The organism is Pseudomonas sp. S150, from assembly GCF_004526365.1.
Lineage (GTDB): Bacteria > Pseudomonadota > Gammaproteobacteria > Pseudomonadales > Pseudomonadaceae > Aquipseudomonas > Aquipseudomonas putida_A.
On sequence record NZ_CP038207.1, the window covers coordinates 6063528 to 6083835 of the forward strand.

Annotated in this window: 24 protein-coding genes and 2 pseudogenes; 7 read left to right on the top strand and 19 right to left on the bottom strand. The window is 57.4% G+C overall.

All coding sequences use genetic code 11. The features are described 5' to 3' along the window. The first annotated feature begins 362 nt into the window (after positions 1-362). The 6 genes from E3Z29_RS28180 (at position 363) to E3Z29_RS28205 (ending at position 4883) form a co-directional block, all read left to right on the top strand. Positions 363-1031, top strand: a complete 669-nt coding sequence (locus E3Z29_RS28180; RefSeq protein ID WP_096796345.1) for a YjfI family protein — start codon at positions 363-365, stop codon at positions 1029-1031. A gap of 17 nt (positions 1032-1048) precedes the next feature. After that, entirely contained in the window at positions 1049-1747 is a 699-nt protein-coding gene (locus E3Z29_RS28185) for a PspA/IM30 family protein (RefSeq protein WP_115988786.1), read from the top strand. Between the two features lie 195 nt (positions 1748-1942). Further along, the gene (locus E3Z29_RS28190; RefSeq protein WP_134787450.1) at positions 1943-2590 is read left to right on the top strand and encodes a DUF2491 family protein; all 648 of its coding nucleotides are present in this window, start codon (positions 1943-1945) and stop codon (positions 2588-2590) included. 15 nt (positions 2591-2605) lie between these two features. Further along, positions 2606-3031, top strand: a complete 426-nt coding sequence (locus E3Z29_RS28195; protein ID WP_027614247.1) for a DUF350 domain-containing protein — start codon at positions 2606-2608, stop codon at positions 3029-3031. A 17-nt stretch (positions 3032-3048) separates the two neighbouring features. Then, a complete protein-coding gene (locus tag E3Z29_RS28200) occupies positions 3049-3723 on the top strand; it encodes a DUF1190 domain-containing protein (protein WP_134787451.1) in 675 nt (224 codons plus the stop codon). Positions 3724-3725: 2 nt separating this feature from the next. Continuing rightward, entirely contained in the window at positions 3726-4883 is a 1158-nt protein-coding gene (locus tag E3Z29_RS28205) for a glutathionylspermidine synthase family protein (RefSeq protein WP_134787452.1), read from the top strand. 114 nt (positions 4884-4997) lie between these two features. Here E3Z29_RS28205 and E3Z29_RS28210 read toward each other — a convergent pair whose 3' ends face one another. Together E3Z29_RS28210 and E3Z29_RS28215 are read right to left on the bottom strand one after the other, a co-directional pair. Next, on the bottom strand, positions 4998-5516 hold the full coding sequence (locus tag E3Z29_RS28210) for a single-stranded DNA-binding protein (protein WP_007966163.1): 519 nt from the start codon (positions 5514-5516) through the stop codon (positions 4998-5000). Between the two features lie 9 nt (positions 5517-5525). Further along, complete coding sequence (locus E3Z29_RS28215) at positions 5526-6923, bottom strand: MFS transporter (RefSeq protein WP_027614250.1); 1398 nt, start codon at positions 6921-6923, stop codon at positions 5526-5528. A gap of 191 nt (positions 6924-7114) precedes the next feature. Here E3Z29_RS28215 and uvrA point away from each other — a divergent pair, with 191 nt between their 5' ends. Beyond that, entirely contained in the window at positions 7115-9949 is a 2835-nt protein-coding gene (gene uvrA / locus E3Z29_RS28220) for an excinuclease ABC subunit UvrA (protein WP_027614251.1), read from the top strand. A 64-nt stretch (positions 9950-10013) separates the two neighbouring features. On the opposite strand, the gene bfr is transcribed toward uvrA, so the two are convergent. The 17 genes and pseudogenes from bfr to rplE form a co-directional block, all read right to left on the bottom strand. Next, on the bottom strand, positions 10014-10478 hold the full coding sequence (gene bfr / locus E3Z29_RS28225) for a bacterioferritin (protein ID WP_003228714.1): 465 nt from the start codon (positions 10476-10478) through the stop codon (positions 10014-10016). A 150-nt stretch (positions 10479-10628) separates the two neighbouring features. Next, positions 10629-12084: pseudogene (locus E3Z29_RS28230) on the bottom strand (catalase). Positions 12085-12323: 239 nt separating this feature from the next. Continuing rightward, positions 12324-12712, bottom strand: a pseudogene (gene rplQ, locus E3Z29_RS28235) (50S ribosomal protein L17). Between the two features lie 42 nt (positions 12713-12754). Beyond that, positions 12755-13756, bottom strand: a complete 1002-nt coding sequence (gene rpoA / locus E3Z29_RS28240; RefSeq protein ID WP_003186012.1) for a DNA-directed RNA polymerase subunit alpha — start codon at positions 13754-13756, stop codon at positions 12755-12757. Positions 13757-13778: 22 nt separating this feature from the next. Next, positions 13779-14399 (bottom strand): 30S ribosomal protein S4, encoded by a 621-nt coding sequence (gene rpsD / locus E3Z29_RS28245; RefSeq protein WP_003176404.1) that lies wholly within the window; start codon positions 14397-14399, stop codon positions 13779-13781. A gap of 18 nt (positions 14400-14417) precedes the next feature. Then, a complete protein-coding gene (rpsK, locus tag E3Z29_RS28250) occupies positions 14418-14807 on the bottom strand; it encodes a 30S ribosomal protein S11 (protein ID WP_002555466.1) in 390 nt (129 codons plus the stop codon). Positions 14808-14837: 30 nt separating this feature from the next. Next, positions 14838-15194 carry a 30S ribosomal protein S13 gene (rpsM, locus tag E3Z29_RS28255; RefSeq protein WP_008374135.1) on the bottom strand — a complete coding sequence of 119 codons (357 nt, stop codon included), beginning with the start codon at positions 15192-15194 and terminating at the stop codon, positions 14838-14840. A gap of 130 nt (positions 15195-15324) precedes the next feature. Next, complete coding sequence (gene rpmJ / locus E3Z29_RS28260) at positions 15325-15441, bottom strand: 50S ribosomal protein L36 (RefSeq protein ID WP_002555468.1); 117 nt, start codon at positions 15439-15441, stop codon at positions 15325-15327. 27 nt (positions 15442-15468) lie between these two features. Then, positions 15469-16797: a preprotein translocase subunit SecY gene (secY, locus tag E3Z29_RS28265; RefSeq protein WP_003228718.1), complete on the bottom strand. Its 1329-nt coding sequence runs from the start codon at positions 16795-16797 to the stop codon at positions 15469-15471. After that, the gene (gene rplO / locus E3Z29_RS28270; protein WP_003228720.1) at positions 16798-17235 is read right to left on the bottom strand and encodes a 50S ribosomal protein L15; all 438 of its coding nucleotides are present in this window, start codon (positions 17233-17235) and stop codon (positions 16798-16800) included. A gap of 3 nt (positions 17236-17238) precedes the next feature. After that, the gene (rpmD, locus tag E3Z29_RS28275; protein WP_003176408.1) at positions 17239-17415 is read right to left on the bottom strand and encodes a 50S ribosomal protein L30; all 177 of its coding nucleotides are present in this window, start codon (positions 17413-17415) and stop codon (positions 17239-17241) included. Positions 17416-17417: 2 nt separating this feature from the next. Continuing rightward, positions 17418-17918, bottom strand: a complete 501-nt coding sequence (gene rpsE, locus E3Z29_RS28280; protein WP_003176409.1) for a 30S ribosomal protein S5 — start codon at positions 17916-17918, stop codon at positions 17418-17420. A gap of 3 nt (positions 17919-17921) precedes the next feature. After that, positions 17922-18272 (bottom strand): 50S ribosomal protein L18, encoded by a 351-nt coding sequence (gene rplR, locus E3Z29_RS28285; protein ID WP_003186037.1) that lies wholly within the window; start codon positions 18270-18272, stop codon positions 17922-17924. Positions 18273-18282: 10 nt separating this feature from the next. Next, positions 18283-18816 (bottom strand): 50S ribosomal protein L6, encoded by a 534-nt coding sequence (gene rplF / locus E3Z29_RS28290; protein WP_007966176.1) that lies wholly within the window; start codon positions 18814-18816, stop codon positions 18283-18285. Positions 18817-18828: 12 nt separating this feature from the next. Continuing rightward, positions 18829-19221 (bottom strand): 30S ribosomal protein S8, encoded by a 393-nt coding sequence (rpsH, locus tag E3Z29_RS28295; RefSeq protein WP_007966178.1) that lies wholly within the window; start codon positions 19219-19221, stop codon positions 18829-18831. A gap of 209 nt (positions 19222-19430) precedes the next feature. Next, entirely contained in the window at positions 19431-19736 is a 306-nt protein-coding gene (gene rpsN / locus E3Z29_RS28300) for a 30S ribosomal protein S14 (RefSeq protein ID WP_003228726.1), read from the bottom strand. A gap of 13 nt (positions 19737-19749) precedes the next feature. Further along, positions 19750-20289: a 50S ribosomal protein L5 gene (gene rplE / locus E3Z29_RS28305; protein WP_003210069.1), complete on the bottom strand. Its 540-nt coding sequence runs from the start codon at positions 20287-20289 to the stop codon at positions 19750-19752. Between the last annotated feature and the right edge of the window lie 19 nt (positions 20290-20308).

Below are 20308 nucleotides of genomic sequence, written 5' to 3' on the forward strand. Positions count from 1 at the left end.
TTCTTAGTGGTTGCGAACCGACCTTGTTTCTTAATATTACTCACAAAGAACAAACTTCCTACGCTCTTACGAAGGGCCGCTATTACTTCTTACGGAAACATGCCAAAACAATGTAGGAATTATCTTCAATATTTAAACAATAAAAAATCACAGCGAGAGAATTGAGAAACAAACTCGCCTTCCAGACAATAAACATCAGTGATTAATCAGAAACACACTCCCCACCCGGGACAACGCTTGCGACCACCACCTCATCAGCGATGTCGACATGCCGAAAAAATCTCACGCGTGAGCCATTGATGGCATTTTGAATTGGTTGTAGTGTGGCTCACGCGTGAGATGTTCATAACGGAGTCATTGCCATGAAAAGTCGCTCCCCCACCGTTGCATCAGAGAGCCCACAGGGAGAGCGCTCGAAACCGTCCGCGAAAAAGCCGTCGAGCTTCTACATGAAGCAGATGCGCGCGGGCCTGGCTGCCGCCGGTTATGTGAAACACGAAACTTGGGTACTTCCGGAAAACCGAAGCTTGCTCAAGCAGATGGAGCAACAGCTACGCCAACCGATTCTGGCTGGCTCATTCATGTCGGAGAATTACATGAGCGCAGGCAACAACTGGAACATCGATAGCCTCTTCAACGCCCTCAAGGCACTGGACGAGGTGGCTTCGCACGAGATCACGCTGTCTCTGATCCAGAGCTCCGAACCCAGCATCAAGCTGGAAATGAACGAATTCGGCGGTCTGCCGATTCACATCGCTGTGGCCGGTCAGCAGATCATCGTCGACACCGTGCTGGTGGACATCGATTCGATCACTGACGTGCGCGCCTTCAACGACGCCGTGCTGCGCAGCCGGGAAATGTTCCCGCTGTCGTCGATCGGCATCGAGTCGATGCCCAATGGTCAGACCGTTTACAACATGTTTGGCGCCCTCAGCGCCGACTCGAGCCTGACAAACGTCGTCACCGAGGTGAAAACCCTGGTCGACAACGTGCAGCGCGCGAGCGAAGCCTTCGAACACTTCTTCAAGTAATCAACAGGGAATATCCAATGACTCAGTCCATCTGGAGCAAGTTGTTCACCGCGCTGCGCGGCGGCGCCAATGAAGTCGGCGAAGCGATCGTCGACCAACAGGCCCTGCGCATCCTCGACCAGGAAATCCGCGACGCCGACACCGCGCTGTCCAACGCCCGCCGCGAGCTGGTCACCATCATGGCCAAGCACAAGCTGGCCGCCGACCGCGTGAGCGAGTACGACGCGAAGATCAAGGATCTGGAAGCCAAGGCTGTTTCCGCGCTGAACGCCGGCCGCGAAGACCTGGCCATGGAAGTGGCCGAAGCGATTTCGACCCTGACCAACGACTTGGCCGCCGAGAAAGCCCAGAGCGACGAATTCGGCACCTACGCCGAAAACATGCGCAAGGACATCAGCAAGGCCGAGTCGCGGATCAAGAGCCTGCGCCAGCAAGTGGACATGGCCAAGGCCCGTGAAAGCGTGCAGAAGGCGCAGGTCAGCGCATCCATCGCCAGCGGCGGCGCCAACGGCAAACTGGAAACCGCCGTCGGCACGCTGAACCGTCTGCAGGCCAAGCAGCAGCAACGCGCTGCCGAGCTGAGTGCCGCCGATGAACTGGCTGACGCTTCGACCGGCAATGACCTGGAACGCAAACTGCGCGACGCTGGCATCACGCCGAACGAAGGCAGCGCCAATGCGATCCTCGAGCGTCTGAAGCAGAAGTCCGCGCAGTAAGCGTTTGCACAAAACCTGTGGGAGCGGGCTTGCTCGCGAAAGCGGTGTGTCAGTCGGTACCTTAGCTGCCTGACACACCGCCTTCGCGAGCAAACCGCTCCCACATGGTTTACGGCGTGTCGTTCGTCGCCCGGCCCGGTACACTGGCGGCGTTTTTTACGACGAACACCTCCACCCGCCTCAAGGAATGTACCCATGGGATGGTTCAAAGACTTGCTGGGCACCAGCAACTGGCAGCCCGTTGCGCCCGCTCCGGTAGCCAGTGGCCCACTCGGGATGGCACAAGGCAAAGGCGTGCGATTCGATTCGACTCTGGCCTTGCTGCTCGATGGCAGCACCTCGGTGCAGGTTCCAGCGGCAGAGGCAATCTGGAGCGCCGGCTGGATCGACCTCGGCCAATCCAACAAGCTGCATCGCTACTACCTCAATAACGAAGACTTCTGGCTGCAGATCCACGTCACCGGTGACGACCAGATCGAGTCGGTCACCCTGTTCAACTACCTCAGCTACGTGACCGTCAACAGTGACGCCGAGCTGCAGCGCCTGGCCGGCCCCGCGAGCCCGATCGGCCTGCCGATCTATACCCACGACGGCGTCCAGTACAGCCGCGAATGGGGCACCGAACAAGGCCAGACCGAACTCGTACCGATGACCGAACATGTGGTCAACCCGGACGAGAGCTACACCATCGAACACCACTCCATGCTTTACGCGCGCGAGACCGGCCTGACCGATCGCCGCGAACTGCTGCTGTTCTCCGTCGAACAGGACGAGGAAGGCACCGTCAGCCTGAGTACCTCGCTGGGCATTTCGCTGTACACGACTGATTTGAGCACCATTTAAATAAGGAAGTTTTCCATGCTGGAAGTGCTGGCCGTTTCCCTGAACAAGACCGCACTGGTCGGTTTCGTCGTCTACCTGATCGGCGCCGTGCTGCTGTTCATGCTGTTTCAGTTCGTCTACACCCGCATCACGCCACACAAGGAGTTCGAGCTGATTCGCTCCGGCAACATCGCTGCCGCCATCGCTCTGGCGGGCGCGATCATCGGCTTCGCAATTCCGGCCAGCAACGTGATCGCGTTTTCGGTCAACGTTCTCGATTTCGTGCTGTGGGCGGTAATTGCTGCGGTGGTGCAGCTGCTGGCCTTTCTCGCCACGGGGCTGGTGCTCAAGGGCACGTCGCAGCGTATCGCCAACGGTGAAATCGCTTCGGGTATCTATGTGGCCGCAGTAGCCATCAGCGTCGGCATGCTTAACGCCGCGTGCATGACCCCGTCCAACTGATCGGCGGGAAGCCTTCGATGAAACGCAGCAAGTACGTTCAACTGTCCCTCGCCGCTTCGGTGGCGCTGGCGATTTCCGGCGAAGTTGCCGCGCAGGAGCAGCAACGCTTCCAATCTGTCGAGGAGTGCGTCGGCGCCGAAGTGGCCGCCGACGTCTGCTCCAACGCCTACGTCGCGGCATTGACCGAACACCGACGTATTGCGCCGGCCTACGATGACAAGGCCAAGTGCGACGCAGACTTTGCCGCCGACTGGTGCCAGAAAAACTCCGATGGCCGCTTCGTGCCGAAGCTCGGCGGTTTCAGGGTGCCGCAGAACGGCGAGGCGCCACAGGACCTGAATGCGCTTGCCAATGCGCAGATGTCTGCCGGTGAAGCCGCCGCCCAGAACGTACAAAGTACTTCGCACTCGTCCGGCGGCGGCAACGGCTGGCTCACAGGCTGGTTGATCGGCAATGCGATGAGCAATAACGCCAACCGCACGGTTTATCGCGACCGCGATACGCGCCAGACCTACAACACTTCGACGCAGTACCGCAAAATCGAATCGGCGCCGGCTACTCGCTCCGACACCCGCTACGACAGCTCCCGAAGCAAACCGGTCAACGTCGCTTCGTCGACGTCCCGCGGCGGCTTCGGCAGCCAGTCTTCCGCCCGCAGCGGTTGGGGCGGCTGGGGCAGTTCGAGCAGCTGACCATGAAGAAGATCCACTGCGCCGAGCGCCCCGACTGGAAACAGACGGCCGAAAGCCTCGGCTTTCTGTTCCACACCATCGACAACGAGCCGTACTGGGACGAAAGCGCCTACTACCAGTTCACGCTCGCGCAGATTGAAAACGATCTGGAGGATCCGACCACCGAACTGCACGAGATGTGCATGGACCTGGTCGACCGCGTGGCGCACAGCGAAGAGCTGCTGGATCGCCTGAGCATCCCGGCGCCGTACTACGACATGATCCGCACGTCCTGGCTGGAAGGTCATCCGCATCTGTACGGGCGCATGGACTTTTCCTACAGCGGCAACGGCCCGGCAAAGCTGCTGGAACTCAACTACGACACGCCGACCAGCCTTTATGAGGCAGCGGCGTTTCAGTGGGGCTGGCTGGAGCAGTGCATCGAGCGCGGGATGCTGCCGCGCCATGCCGACCAGTTCAACAGCATCGATACCAAGCTGCACCAGGCGTTTGCCGAGTTGCAGCTCAAGCGGCCGTTCTACTTTGCGTCGATGAAAGACTCGGTCGAAGACAAGGGGACCACCGACTACTTGCGCCTGATCGCGGAAAAGGTCGGCATCGAATCCCGGCACATCGACATCGAAGACATCGGCCTGACCGCCGAGGGTTGCTTCGTCGACCTTGAGGATCGCTGGATCCCGCACCTGTTCAAGCTGCATGCCTGGGAATTTATTTTCCACGAGCCATTCGGTGCAGCAATCGCCGAAAGCGATACGCAGTTCTTCGAACCGGCGTGGAAGTCGATCCTGTCGAACAAAGGCGCGCTGCCTTTGCTGTGGGAGCTGCACAAGGGGCATCCGAATCTGCTCGCGGCGCACCTTGATCCGAATCCGGCCAGTGCGGTGCCCAAGGGCTGGGTACGCAAACCGTACTTCTCCCGCGAAGGCGCGAATATCGAACTGCAAACGGCAGAAGGTCTGATCGTCAAAGAAGGCGGGCCCTACACCGATGCGCCATTCATCCTGCAGGAATTTGCGCCATTGCCGAAGTTCGACGACAGCTACACGCTGATCGGCTCGTGGGTGATTGGTGATCAGGCGGCGGGGATCGGCGTGCGCGAAGACAACAGTCTGATCACCAAGGATTCAAGCCGGTTTCTGCCGCACCTGATCCTCGACTGAAACACACACCCGCTCCCACAGGAGATCAGTGGTAATCGCGGACCTTGCGCCACAAAAAAGGCCCGTCGTGTTGAACGACGGGCCTTTTTTATTCAGCGTGGATGCAGCAGCGAATCAGAACGGGATGTCGTCATCGAAGCTGTCGAAATCCGGGGCCGGTTGCGGTGCAGCCTGCTGTGGAGCCGGGGCTGGACGCTGTTGTGGAGCCGACTGCTGCGGACGCGGAGCCTGTTGGCGTGGCGCCTGCTGCTGGTAGTTGTTGCCACCGCCTTGTTGGTCGCCCTGTTGTGGACGGCCGCCGAGCAGTTGCATGGTGCCTTGCATGTCGACCACGATTTCTGTGGTGTAACGCTTGATACCGTCTTTTTCCCACTCGCGGGTCTGCAGCTTGCCTTCGATGTACACCTGCGAACCTTTACGCAGGTACTCGCCGGCGATTTCCGCAACCTTGCCGAACATCGAAACACGGTGCCATTCGGTCTTCTCGACCTTTTGACCGGTTTGCTTGTCGGTCCACTGTTCGCTGGTTGCCAGACTCAGGTTGGTCACGGCGTTACCGTTAGGCAGGTAGCGAACTTCGGGATCCTGGCCGCAAGTGCCGACCAATATGACTTTGTTAACCCCACGGGCCATAACGTTCTCCTAGGCTTCGCAAGCAGCCCCGGCCGGGTTGTTCACCAGGCGTTCGAGGGTGTCGCGATCCACTAATTCTTTGTCCAGTTTGATGTAAACAGCCGCTTCATCAGCAACTATCACTGCATCTGTTACCCCTACGAGGGCCTTGAGGCGCTCGACCAGACCCGCTTCGCGGATCGCTTCGGGCGACAACGGCAAGCGCAGGCTCGTCACGTAGGGAGGTTCGCGCATGGTAACAGCAAAGGCCAGCCAGATGGCAGCCAGACCCGCACATCCAAGGAACACAACCGACAGACCGCCATGCTGAAACAGCCAGCCGCCGAGTATCCCGCCGAGTGCCGAACCGAGGAACTGACTGGTGGAATACACGCCCATGGCCGTGCCCTTCCCGCCTGCCGGTGAAACCTTGCTGATCAGCGACGGCAACGAAGCTTCCAGCAGATTGAACGCGGTGAAGAACACCACCGTGCCGATCACCAGAGCCCGCAAGCTGTCACCGAACTGCCAGAAGAATAGCTCAGTGAGCATCAGCGTCAGGACGGCACCGAGCAAAATTCGTTTCATTTTGCGTTTCTTCTCGCCGTAGATGATGAACGGGATCATGGCGAAGAAAGAAATCAGCAGTGCGGTCAGGTAAACCCACCAGTGCTGCTCCTTGGGCAAACCGGCCTTTTCCACCAGCGCCAGCGGCAGTGCGACGAAGCTCGACATCAGCATCGCGTGCAGCACGAAAATGCCCAGGTCCAGGCGCAGTAGATCGGGATGTTTGAGCGTCGGCATCAAGGCCTGACGCGCCACACCAGACTCTCGATGGCTCAATGGCCCGGTGGATTTCGGCACCATGAACATTACGATGACGATCCCGAACAGGGCCATGCCGCCCGTCGCGAGGAACAGTCCGGACAGGCCGAACGCGCGGGTCAGCAACGGCCCGACCACCATGGCCACGGCGAACGACAGACCGATGGTCATGCCGATCATGGCCATGGCTTTGGTGCGGTGTTGTTCGCGAGTCAGGTCGGAAAGCAACGCCATCACCGCAGCGGAAATTGCCCCGGCGCCTTGCAGGATGCGTCCGGCGATCACGCCCCAGATCGAATCGGCCTGAGCCGCCAGCACACTGCCAAGGGCGAAGACCACCAGCCCGAGGAAAATCACCGGCCGCCGGCCGATACGGTCGGAAATGATCCCGAACGGAATCTGGAAAATCGCCTGGGTCAGGCCGTAAGCGCCAATCGCCAGCCCGATCAGGGCCGGGGTCGCTCCCGCCAGGTCCATGCCGTAGGTCGCCAGTACCGGCAACACCATGAACATGCCAAGCATACGGAAGGCGAACACCAGGGCCAGACCGCTCGCTGCGCGGGTCTCGCTGCCACTCATGCGTTCGCTGTGGGGATCGTGCATGGAAAAACCTCGTGTGAACCGGCGGCGATTCTACCAGTCCCATCGAAAGACGGGGTATATCGCGACGCTATGACGCGTATAGATGAAACTCTCTTCATGCAAGGTAAAAAACCCTTCGTTTGATAGTGTGCATCCATCCAGTATTTGCCCGTATACTCCTACGTTTTCGACGCCCGCCGAGCGAGGCCACTTTGGACAAGATCCTGATACGTGGGGCCCGTACCCACAACCTGAAGAACATCGACCTGACCCTGCCACGGGACAAACTGATCGTCATCACCGGCCTGTCCGGATCCGGCAAGTCGTCCCTGGCCTTCGACACGCTGTACGCCGAAGGTCAGCGCCGCTATGTCGAATCCCTGTCGGCCTACGCCCGACAGTTCCTGTCGATGATGGAAAAACCCGACGTCGACACCATTGAAGGTTTGTCGCCGGCGATCTCCATCGAACAGAAGTCGACCTCGCACAACCCGCGTTCCACGGTCGGCACCATCACCGAAATCTACGACTACCTGCGTCTGCTGTATGCACGTGTCGGTACGCCGCGTTGCCCGGATCACGACATTCCGCTGGAAGCGCAGACCGTCAGCCAGATGGTCGATCTGGTGCTGGCACAACCGGAAGGCAGCAAGCTGATGTTGCTGGCGCCGGTTATTCGCGAACGCAAAGGTGAACACCTTTCGGTTTTTGAAGAGCTGCGTGCCCAAGGCTTCGTCCGCGCCCGGGTCAACGGCCGCATTTGCGAACTCGATGAACTGCCGAAACTGGATAAACAGAAGAAGCACTCGATCGATGTGATCGTCGACCGTTTCAAGGTCCGCGCCGACCTGCAGCAGCGTCTGGCCGAATCGTTCGAAACCGCACTGAAGCTGGCGGACGGCATTGCCTTGGTCGCGCCGATGGACGATGAGCCAGGTGAAGAGATGATCTTCTCCGCGCGCTTTGCCTGCCCGATCTGCGGCCATGCCATCAGCGAGCTTGAGCCGAAACTATTCTCCTTCAACAACCCGGCCGGCGCCTGCCCGACCTGCGATGGCTTGGGCGTGAAGCAGTTCTTCGACATCAAGCGCCTGGTCAATGGTGAACTGACTCTTGCCGAGGGCGCGATTCGCGGCTGGGACAGGCGTAACGTCTATTATTTCCAGATGCTCGGCTCACTGGCCTCGCACTACAAGTTCAGTCTTGAGAAGCCGTTCAACGAGCTGACCGCCGAACAGCAGAAACAGATCCTGCACGGCAGCGGCTCGCAGAATGTCGACTTCAAGTACCTCAATGACCGCGGCGACATCGTCAAACGTTCGCACCCGTTCGAAGGTATCGTGCCGAACCTTGAGCGTCGCTACCGCGAAACCGAATCGGCCAGCGTGCGCGAAGAGCTGGCCAAGTTTCTCAGCACCCAGGCTTGCCCGGATTGCCGCGGCACTCGTCTGCGCCGTGAAGCGCGGCACGTGTGGGTTGGCGAGAAAACCCTGCCGGCAGTGACCAACCTGCCGATTGGCGATGCCTGCGAATACTTCGGCGAGTTGAAGATGACAGGTCGGCGTGGCGAGATCGCCGACAAGATCCTCAAGGAGATCCGCGAGCGCCTGCAATTTCTGGTCAATGTCGGCCTCGACTATCTGTCGCTGGATCGCAGCGCCGACACCCTGTCCGGCGGCGAGGCGCAGCGCATTCGTCTGGCCAGCCAGATCGGCGCAGGTCTAGTCGGGGTGCTGTACATCCTCGACGAGCCGTCCATTGGCCTGCATCAGCGCGATAACGACCGGTTGCTCGGCACCCTCAAGCACCTGCGCGACATCGGCAACACGGTGATCGTGGTCGAGCACGACGAAGACGCGATTCGTCTGGCCGACTACGTGGTGGATATCGGGCCGGGCGCCGGGGTGCACGGCGGGCAGATCGTGGCTGAAGGCACGCCGGCCGAAGTCATGGCGCACCCGGATTCCCTGACCGGTAAATACCTGTCGGGGCGGGTGAAGATCGAAGTGCCGGCCAAACGCACGCCGCGTAACAAGAAGCTGACGCTGTCGCTCAAGGGCGCGCGCGGCAACAACCTGCGCAACGTCGATCTGGAAATCCCGATCGGTCTGCTGACCTGCGTGACCGGCGTTTCCGGCTCGGGCAAATCGACTTTGATCAACAACACGCTGTTCCCGTTGAGCGCTACTGCACTCAATGGTGCGACCACGCTGGAAGCGGCCGCGCACGACAGCATCAAAGGCCTGGAACATCTCGACAAAGTCGTCGATATCGACCAAAGCCCGATCGGCCGTACGCCGCGCTCCAATCCGGCCACCTACACCGGGCTGTTCACGCCGATCCGCGAACTGTTCGCCGGCGTGCCCGAGTCACGCTCCCGAGGTTACGGCCCGGGGCGTTTCTCGTTCAACGTCAAGGGCGGTCGCTGCGAGGCGTGCCAGGGCGACGGCCTTATCAAAGTGGAAATGCACTTCCTGCCGGACATTTACGTGCCGTGCGATGTGTGCAAGAGCAAGCGCTACAACCGCGAAACCCTCGAGATCAAATACAAGGGCAAGAGCATCCACGAAACCCTCGAGATGACCATCGAGGAGGCGCGGGAGTTCTTCGACGCGGTACCGGCGCTTGCACGCAAGCTACAGACGTTGATGGATGTGGGCCTGTCGTACATCAAGCTCGGGCAGTCGGCAACCACGCTGTCCGGTGGTGAGGCGCAACGGGTCAAGCTGTCACGCGAGCTGTCCAAGCGCGACACCGGCAAAACTCTGTATATCCTCGATGAGCCGACCACCGGCCTGCACTTTGCGGATATCCAGCAATTGCTCGACGTGCTGCATCGCTTGCGCGACCACGGCAATACCGTAGTGGTGATCGAGCACAACCTTGACGTGATCAAGACCGCCGACTGGCTGGTGGACCTGGGGCCGGAGGGCGGCTCCAAGGGTGGTCAGATCATCGCCACCGGTACGCCGGAGGAAGTGGCCGAGATGAAGCAATCTCACACCGGTCATTACCTCAAGCCATTGCTGATTCGCGATCGGGCTTGATCTCCGGGCATGAAAAAGCCCCTGTCACTTCAACCGTGACAGGGGCTTTTTTGTATCTGTGCAATCAGGTGTGAGATTGCAGGTAATTCTCGAGACCGATGAGTTTGATCAGGCCCAACTGCTTTTCCAGCCAGTAGGTGTGATCTTCTTCAGTGTCGTTGAGCTGAACACGCAGGATTTCGCGACTGACATAATCCTTGTGCTGCTCGCACAACTCAATGCCTTTGCACAGAGCGGCGCGGACTTTGTACTCGAGACGCAGATCTGCTTCGAGCATCTCCGGGACGGTGGTGCCGACGTCGAGATCGTCCGGGCGCATGCGCGGTGTGCCTTCGAGCATCAGGATCCGGCGCATCAGTGCGTCGGCGTGACCGGCCTCTTCTTCCATCTCGTGGTTGATTCGTTCGTAGAGCTTGGTGAAACCCCAGTCCTCATACATCCGCGAGTGAACAAAATATTGGTCACGCGCGGCCAGTTCGCCGGTCAGCAACGTGTTGAGGTAATCGATTACGTCTGGGTGGCCTTGCATCGCCCTACATCTCCCTGCTTGAAAGTCTGTAGTTTGAACCAAGCTGACCGGAAGGTCACCCCGTTTCGCGCAATAAAAGCGAAGATATTCTGAGAAAACCAGCCTAAATAACGCAAAAACCGCCCCAATGAGGGCGGTTCTGCTTCTCGTTTAGACTTCGTTAAGCTGTACGTCGAGCAGCTTTGCGATTGCTTCTCCATACGCCGGATCGGCCTTATAGAAATGCTGCAACTGACGATCAACCACATCAGGTGAAACCCCGCTCATGGCGCCGGCGATATTGCTGACCAGCAAGGCTTTCTGCTCGTCACTCATCAGACGGAACAGCGCACCGGCGTGGCTGTAGTAATCGGTGTCTTCGCGATGATCGTAACGGTCAGCAGCACCGCTCAATGCCAGTGCAGGCTCGGCGTAGTGCGGAGCTTGCTTCGGTGATTCAATGTAGCTGTTCGGTTCGTAGTTAGGTGCTGCACCACCATTGCTGCCGAAGGCCATCGAGCCGTCGCGCTGGTACGTATTCACCGGGCTGCGCGGCGCATTCACCGGTAATTGTTGGTGGTTTGTGCCCACGCGATAGCGGTGTGCATCGGCGTAGGCGAACACGCGGCCTTGCAGCATGCGATCCGGCGACAGACCGACACCTGGAACCATGTTGCTCGGACCGAATGCGGCTTGCTCGACCTCGGCAAAGTAGTTCAGCGGGTTGCGGTTCAGCTCCAGTTCGCCGACCTCGATCAGCGGAAACTCCTTTTGCGACCAGGTCTTGGTCACGTCGAACGGGTTCTCGTAGTGCGCTGCAGCCTGAGCCTCGGTCATGATCTGAATGCATACGCGCCATTTCGGGAAATCGCCACGCTCGATGGCTTCGAACAGATCACGCTGAGCGTAATCCGGATCGGTACCCGCCAGGCGCGCAGCATCGGCTGGTGCCAGGTTCTTGATGCCCTGCTTGGTTTTGTAGTGCCACTTCACCCAGTGACGCTCACCTTTGGCATTGATCAGGCTGTAGGTGTGGCTGCCGAAGCCGTGCATATGGCGATAGCCGTCGGGAATGCCACGATCCGAGAACAGAATGGTCACTTGATGCAGTGCTTCCGGCGAATGCGACCAGAAGTCCCACATCATCTGGGCGCTTTTCAGGTTGCTCTGCGGCAGACGTTTCTGCGTGTGGATAAAGTCGGGAAACTTCAGTGGATCACGAATGAAGAAAACAGGGGTGTTGTTGCCAACGATGTCCCAGTTGCCCTCTTCGGTGTAGAACTTGAGGGCGAACCCACGTGGATCACGTTCAGTGTCAGCCGAGCCACGTTCGCCGCCTACAGTGGAGAAGCGCAAGAACGTTGGCGTTTGCTTGCCCACGGCCTCAAACAGTTTGGCGCTGGTGTATTCGGTGATATCACGGGTCACGGTGAACGTACCGTAAGCACCCGAGCCCTTGGCGTGCACGCGGCGCTCAGGGAATGTTTTCACGGTTGAAATGGGCAAGCTTCTCGATCAGATGAAAATCGTCGAGCAGCAGCGGGCCACGGGGGCCGGCGGAGCGAGAATTCTGGTTATCGGCGACAGGTGCGCCACTGGCGGTCGTAAGCGTTTTGATCTGGCTCATACGGTCTTCTTCCTCTGTCAGTCTTGAAACTGCCGGCTAATCGGCTTGCTGGGAAGTATTGATCATCGATGAGACACCTACAAATTCATTAACTTGCAGTCATCGATAGATAATTACTAATTATGTTTCCCTGCACATAGTGGCAACACAACAATGTCAGAAGCTTGTACGAACAGCGCATTTCTTGCGGGCACAAAAAACCGGGCACTAGGCCCGGTTTTTCGTTTCAGACTGACGTCTTACTCGGCGGATACAGCTTCGCCAGCAGTAGCACGATCAACCAACTCGAGACGTACGCCATAGGCGCGTTGTCGCCAGCGCGGAAGCCGCACTTGAGGATGCGCAGGTAGCCACCCTCACGGGTAGCGTAACGCTTGCCCAGGTCGTTGAAGAGCTTACCAACGATAGCTTTCGAACGAGTACGGTCGAAAGCCAGACGGCGGTTAGCCAGGCTGTCTGTCTTGGCCAGAGTGATCAGCGGCTCGGCAACGCGGCGCAGTTCTTTGGCTTTTGGCAGAGTAGTCTTGATCAGCTCGTGCTCGAACAACGACACCGCCATGTTCTGGAACATGGCCTTGCGGTGCGAGCTGGTGCGGCTCAGGTGACGCCCACTTTTACGATGACGCATGGTTCATTCCTTACCAAACACTACGTTCGGTGATTACGACGATCAGGCAGTCGCCTTGTCGTCCTTCTTAAGACTTGCAGGCGGCCAGTTGTCGAGGCGCATGCCGAGGGACAGACCGCGGGAGGCCAGAACGTCCTTGATTTCAGTCAAGGATTTCTTGCCCAGGTTCGGAGTCTTCAACAGCTCTACTTCGGTACGCTGAATCAGGTCGCCGATGTAGTAGATGTTTTCCGCCTTAAGGCAGTTAGCCGAACGTACAGTCAGTTCCAGATCGTCAACCGGGCGAAGCAGGATCGGATCGATCTCGTCTTCCTGCTCGACAACCACTGGCTCACTGTCACCTTTGAGGTCGACGAACGCAGCCAACTGCTGTTGCAGGATGGTTGCAGCGCGGCGGATAGCCTCTTCAGGATCCAGAGTACCGTTGGTTTCCAGATCAATAACCAGCTTGTCCAGGTTGGTACGCTGCTCGACACGGGCGTTTTCCACCACGTATGCGATACGGCGAACCGGGCTGAACGAAGAGTCGAGCTGCAAGCGACCAATGCTGCGGCTTTCGTCTTCATCGCTCTGACGCGAGTCGGCTGGTTCATAACCACGACCACGAGCTACGGTGAGCTTCATGTTCAGGGCGCCGTTAGACGCCAGGTTAGCGATTACGTGATCGGGGTTAACGATCTCGACATCATGATCCAGCTGAATATCGGCAGCGGTAACCACCCCCGAACCCTTCTTCGACAAGGTCAGCGTAACTTCGTCACGACCGTGCAGCTTGATGGCCAGACCTTTAAGGTTCAACAGGATTTCAATTACGTCTTCCTGTACACCTTCGATGGCGCTGTACTCGTGGAGCACACCGTCAATCTCGGCCTCGACTACTGCGCAGCCGGGCATTGAGGACAACAGGATGCGGCGCAGCGCGTTGCCCAGGGTGTGGCCAAAACCACGCTCGAGAGGCTCGAGAGTGATCTTGGCGCGGGTTGGACTGACAACCTGCACATCAATGTGGCGGGGTGTCAGGAACTCATTTACCGAAATCTGCATGGATGCACCTATTTTCTAGCCCTTACTTGGAGTAGAGCTCGACAATCAGGCTTTCGTTGATGTCGGCGGACAGATCACTGCGAGCAGGAACGTTCTTGAAAACGCCCGACTTCTTCTCAGTGTCTACTTCTACCCATTCTACGCGGCCACGTTGGGCACACAGATCGAGAGCTTGGACAATGCGAAGTTGGTTTTTTGCTTTCTCGCGAACTGCGACCACGTCACCAGCACGAACCTGATACGACGGAACGTTTACGGTCTGACCGTTAACGCTGATCGACTTGTGCGATACCAGCTGACGGGATTCGGCACGAGTCGAACCAAAGCCCATACGGTATACAACGTTGTCCAGACGGCATTCGAGCAGTTGCAGCAGGTTTTCACCGGTTGCACCTTTCTTGCCAGCAGCTTCTTTGTAGTAGCCGCTGAACTGACGCTCGAGAACGCCGTAGATACGACGGACCTTCTGCTTTTCACGCAGTTGGGTGCCGTAGTCGGACTGGCGACCGCGGCGTTGGCCGTGGATACCAGGTGCTGCTTCAATGTTGCACTTCGATTCGATCGCGCGCACGCCGCTCTTCAGGAAGAGATCGGTGCCTTCGCGACGAGCGAGTTTGCATTTTGGACCAATGTAACGAGCCATTCTTTACAATCTCCTGGATTACACGCGGCGCTTCTTCGGCGGACGGCACCCGTTGTGCGGGATTGGCGTCACGTCGGTGATGCTGGCGATCTTGTAGCCACAGCCGTTCAAAGCGCGGACTGCGGATTCACGACCTGGACCTGGACCCTTGACGTTAACGTCGAGGTTTTTCAGGCCGTATTCCAGCGCAGCTTGACCAGCACGCTCAGCAGCTACTTGAGCAGCGAACGGGGTGGACTTGCGGGAACCGCGGAAACCCGAACCACCGGAGGTAGCCCAGGAAAGAGCGTTACCTTGACGGTCGGTAATGGTCACGATGGTGTTGTTAAAAGAAGCATGGATGTGGGCGATGCCATCAACCACTGTCTTTTTAACTTTTTTACGAGGACGAGCAGCAGGTTTTGCCATGATTAAATTCCTGTCGATTCGCTGGGGCGATTACTTGCGGATCGGCTTACGCGGACCTTTACGGGTACGCGCGTTGGTCTTGGTACGCTGACCGCGTACTGGAAGACCGCGACGATGACGCAGACCGCGATAGCAACCGAGGTCCATCAAGCGCTTGATTTTCATGTTGATTTCGCGACGCAGGTCACCTTCAGTGGTGAACTTCGCCACTTCGCCACGCAGCTGTTCAATTTGCTCGTCGCTCAGATCTTTGATCTTTGCTGCTGGGTTTACCCCAGTGTCTGCACAGATTTTCTGCGCAGTAGTGCGACCGACACCATAGATGTAGGTCAGCGAGATAACAGTATGCTTGTTATCTGGAATGTTAACGCCTGCAATACGGGCCATTCAGTGGGACTCCAATTGACAGCTACCTACGCCCCGGAAGCCAAGAAATAGGGCGCGAGATAATATCGCTGTAATAACAAATAATCAACCCGGCAGCGCACTAGCTGCCGGGCTTGAAGCACAATCACACTCAGCCTTGGCGCTGTTTGTGACGCGGTTCCGCGCTGCAAATTACTCGAACAACACCTTCGCGGCGAATAATCTTGCAGTTACGGCACAGCTTTTTCACCGATGCACGAACTTTCATCACCAACTCCTCGAACCTTATGGGTACTCAGCGCAACATGCCGCTGCCGTAACCCTTCAGGTTGGCTTTCTTCATCAGGGATTCGTACTGGTGCGAAACGAGGTGCGATTGTACTTGGGACATGAAGTCCATCACAACCACGACCACGATCAGCAACGAGGTCCCGCCAAGGTAGAACGGAACGTTTGCTGCAACCACCAGGAATTGGGGCAACAGGCACACGGCCGTCATGTAAAGAGCACCGAACATGGTCAAGCGAGTCAGAACGCCATCAATATAGCGTGCAGACTGCTCACCTGGACGGATGCCCGGAATAAAGGCACCGGACTTCTTCAGGTTTTCCGCTACGTCTTTCGGATTGAACATCAACGCCGTATAGAAGAAGCAGAAGAAAATAATCCCTGCACTAAACAGCAGAATATTCAACGGCTGACCAGGAGCGATCGACTGCGAGATGTCCTGCAACCAGCCCATACCTTCAGACTGACCAAACCAGGCACCCAACGAAGCCGGGAACAGCAAAATGCTGCTCGCGAAAATAGCCGGAATAACACCGGCCATGTTCACCTTCAGCGGCAAGTGGCTTGTCTGCGCAGCAAAAACCTTGCGGCCCTGCTGACGCTTGGCGTAGTGAACAGCGATACGACGCTGGCCACGCTCAATGAACACCACGAAACCGATAATCGCTACTGCCAGCAAACCGATGGCAACCAAGGCGAAGATATTGATATCACCCTGACGCGCAGACTCGAAAGACTGCCCGATTGCTCTCGGAAGACCGGCGACGATACCCGAAAAAATCAACATCGAGATACCGTTGCCTACACCACGCTCAGTAATCTGCTCACCCAGCCACATCATGAACATCGCACCAGCCACAAAAGTGGATACCGCGACGAAATGGAAGCCAAAGTCACCAGTGAACGCAACGCCCTGCCCCGCCAGACCAATGGACATGCCAATAGCCTGAACGAGAGCGAGGACGACGGTGCCGTAGCGGGTGTACTGGCTGATCTTGCGACGGCCAGCTTCACCTTCCTTCTTCAACTGCTCCAGCTGCGGGCTGACGGCGGTCATCAATTGCATGATGATCGATGCCGAAATGTACGGCATGATCCCCAGTGCAAAGATGCTCATCCGTTCCAGCGCGCCGCCGGAGAACATGTTGAACAAGCTAAGAATGGTCCCCTCATTCTGTCGAAACAGGTCTGCGAGTCGGTCCGGGTTGATACCTGGAACCGGGATGTGTGCGCCTATTCGGTAGACGATAATCGCCAGGAACAGAAAACGCAGACGAGCCCAGAGTTCAGACATACCGCCTTTGCCGAGCGCAGAGAGAGCACCTTGCTTAGCCATTTATTCCTCGAACTTGCCGCCAGCTGCTTCGATAGCCGCACGCGCACCTTTGGTGGCGCCGATTCCCTTGCCGATAGTGACAGCGCGAGTCACTTCACCGGACAGCATGATTTTCACACGCTGTACGTTGACGTTGATCACGTTGGCATCTTTCAGGGACTGCACGGTGACGATGTCGCCTTCCACTTTGGCCAGCTCGGACAGACGCACTTCTGCGCGGTCCATGGCTTTCAGGGAAACGAAACCGAACTTCGGCAGGCGACGATGCAGCGGCTGTTGACCGCCTTCAAAGCCTGGAGCAATAGTGCCACCGGAGCGGGAGGTTTGACCTTTGTGGCCACGGCCACCAGTCTTACCCAAACCGCTACCGATACCACGGCCCGGACGATGCTTTTCGCGACGGGAACCCGGCGCTGGACTCAGATCATTGAGTTTCATCGATTAACCCTCGACACGCAGCATGTAGTAAGCCTTGTTGATCATCCCGCGATTCTCGGGAGTATCCTGGACTTCTACAGTGTGACCGATGCGACGCAGACCCAGACCCTTAACGCACAGTTTGTGGTTAGGGATGCGGCCGGTCATGCTTTTGATCAGCGTAACTTTAACGGTAGCCATGATCAGAAGATCTCCTTGACAGTCAGACCACGCTTGGCAGCGATGGACTCAGGAGATTGCATGGCTTTCAGACCTTTGAAAGTGGCGTGAACCACGTTTACCGGGTTAGTCGAGCCGTAGCACTTGGCCAGAACGTTCTGAACGCCAGCAACTTCGAGGACAGCACGCATAGCGCCGCCAGCGATGATACCGGTACCTTCAGAAGCAGGCTGCATGTACACCTTCGAAGCGCCGTGAGCGGACTTCATTGCGTACTGCAGGGTAGTGCCGTTCAGGTCAACTTGAATCATGTTGCGGCGAGCAGCTTCCATTGCCTTCTGGATCGCAGCAGGCACTTCACGCGACTTGCCACGGCCGAAGCCAACACGCCCTTTACCATCACCAACCACGGTCAACGCGGTGAAAGTGAAGATACGGCCGCCTTTAACGGTTTTGGCTACGCGGTTAACTTGAACCAGCTTCTCAATGTAGCCTTCGTCGCGCTTTTGGTCGTTATTTGACATAACTTAGAACTCCAGCCCAGCTTCACGAGCAGCATCAGCCAGCGCTTTAACGCGGCCATGGTACTTGAAGCCAGAGCGGTCGAAAGCCACTTGCGAGACGCCAGCGGCCTTAGCACGCGTAGCGACCAGCTGGCCAACCTTTGTGGCCGCGTCGATGTTGCCAGTGGCGCCATCACGCAGTTCTTTATCCAAAGTCGAGGCGCTTGCCAGGACTTTGTTGCCGTCGGCCGAGATGACCTGGGCGTAGATGTGCTGCGACGAGCGGAACACGCAGAGACGCACGACTTCGAGTTCGTGCATTTTCAGGCGTGCTTTGCGAGCGCGACGCAGTCGAGTAACTTTTTTGTCGGTCATTTGCTATGCCCTACTTCTTCTTGGCTTCTTTACGACGGACGACTTCGTCCGCGTAGCGCACACCTTTGCCTTTGTACGGCTCTGGTGGACGGAAGTCGCGGATCTCAGCGGCCACTTGACCTACCAGCTGTTTATCGATGCCCTTGATCAGGATATCGGTCTGGCTAGGAGTCTCAGCGGTGATGCCTTGCGGCAGTTCGTAATCCACTGGGTGCGAGAAGCCAAGAGCCAGGTTCAGCACCTGACCTTTTGCTTGCGCTTTGTAACCAACACCGACCAGCTGGAGCTTGCGCTCGAAGCCTTGGCTTACGCCTTGGACCATGTTGTTTACCAACGCACGCGTGGTACCGGCCATTGCGCGAGTCTGTTGATCGCCATTGCGAGCAGCGAAACGCAGCTCACCGGCTTCTTCAACGATCTCAACGGACGAATGGATGTTCAGTTCAAGAGTACCCTTGGCACCCTTCACCGAAAGCTGTTGGCCTGCGAATTTTACTTCGACACCGGCTGGCAGCTTAACGGGGTTCTTAGCGACGCGAGACATGCTTATCCCCCCTTAGAACACAGTGCAAAGAACTTCGCCGCCGACACCGGCAGCGCGCGCAGCACGATCCGTCATCACACCTTTGTTGGTGGAGACGATAGACACGCCAAGACCGCCACGAACCTTCGGCAGATCTTCAACGGACTTGTACTGACGCAGGCCTGGACGACTAACGCGCTTCACTTCCTCGATGACCGGACGGCCTTCGAAGTATTTCAGCGAGATGGACAGCGACGGCTTAGCGTCGGTGGTGATCTGAAAATCCGCGATGTAACCTTCGTCCTTCAGGACTTTTGCTACAGCCACCTTCAACGTGGAAGACGGCATGCTTACGACAGACTTTTCAGCCATCTGGGCATTACGGATTCGAGTTAGCATGTCCGCTAACGGGTCCTGCATACTCATGGGCTAGACGCTCCTAATACAGAAAAATTAGCCTTGCGGCTACTACATGTCGCCGAGAAACTCCGGGCATGAAAAACACGGGCTCAGGCGAGCCGGTCATTCTAGACACACCCCAGAAATGAATCAAGCCCCAAAAGGGGCTTGATTCAGATTCAAGGCCACCGATGGTCAGGTTCTTGCGAACCCGACCATCAAGGCTTTGACAGCGATTACCAGCTGGCTTTAACCAGACCTGGAACGTCACCACGCATTGCCGCTTCACGCAGTTTGTTACGGCCCAGGCCGAACTTGCGGTAAACGCCGTGCGGACGACCAGTCAGGCGGCAACGGTTACGCATGCGCGAAGCGCTTGCGTCACGTGGTTGCTTCTGCAGAGCTACGGTAGCTTCCCAACGCGCTTCTGGACTTGCGTTCAGATCAACGATGATAGCTTTCAGCGCTGCACGCTTGGTGGCGTACTTGGCAACAGTGAGCTGACGCTTCAGCTCACGGTTTTTCATGCTCTTCTTGGCCATTTTCCTACTCCAATCAGTTGCGGAACGGGAATTTGAAAGCACGCAGCAGAGCGCGGCCTTCATCATCGTTCTTGGCAGTGGTGGTCAGGGTAATGTCCAGACCGCGGAGAGCATCGATCTTGTCGTAGTCGATTTCCGGGAAAATGATCTGCTCTTTCACGCCCATGCTGTAGTTGCCACGACCATCGAAGGACTTGGCATTCAGGCCGCGGAAGTCGCGAACCCGAGGCAGGGAGATCGACAGCAGACGATCCAGGAACTCGTACATACGCTCACGGCGCAGAGTCACTTTGACGCCGATCGGCCATCCTTCACGGACTTTAAAGCCAGCGATGGATTTACGAGCGTAGGTCACAACGACTTTTTGGCCGGTGATCTTTTCCAGGTCAGCAACAGCGTGCTCGATGACTTTTTTGTCGCCGATCGCTTCGCCCAGACCCATGTTCAGGGTGATTTTGGTAACGCGCGGAACTTCCATCACGTTCGAAAGCTTAAGTTCTTCCTTAAGTTTCGGAGCGATTTCCTTCCGGTAAATCTCTTTTAGTCGTGCCATGGTCTTCTACCTAGCAGTG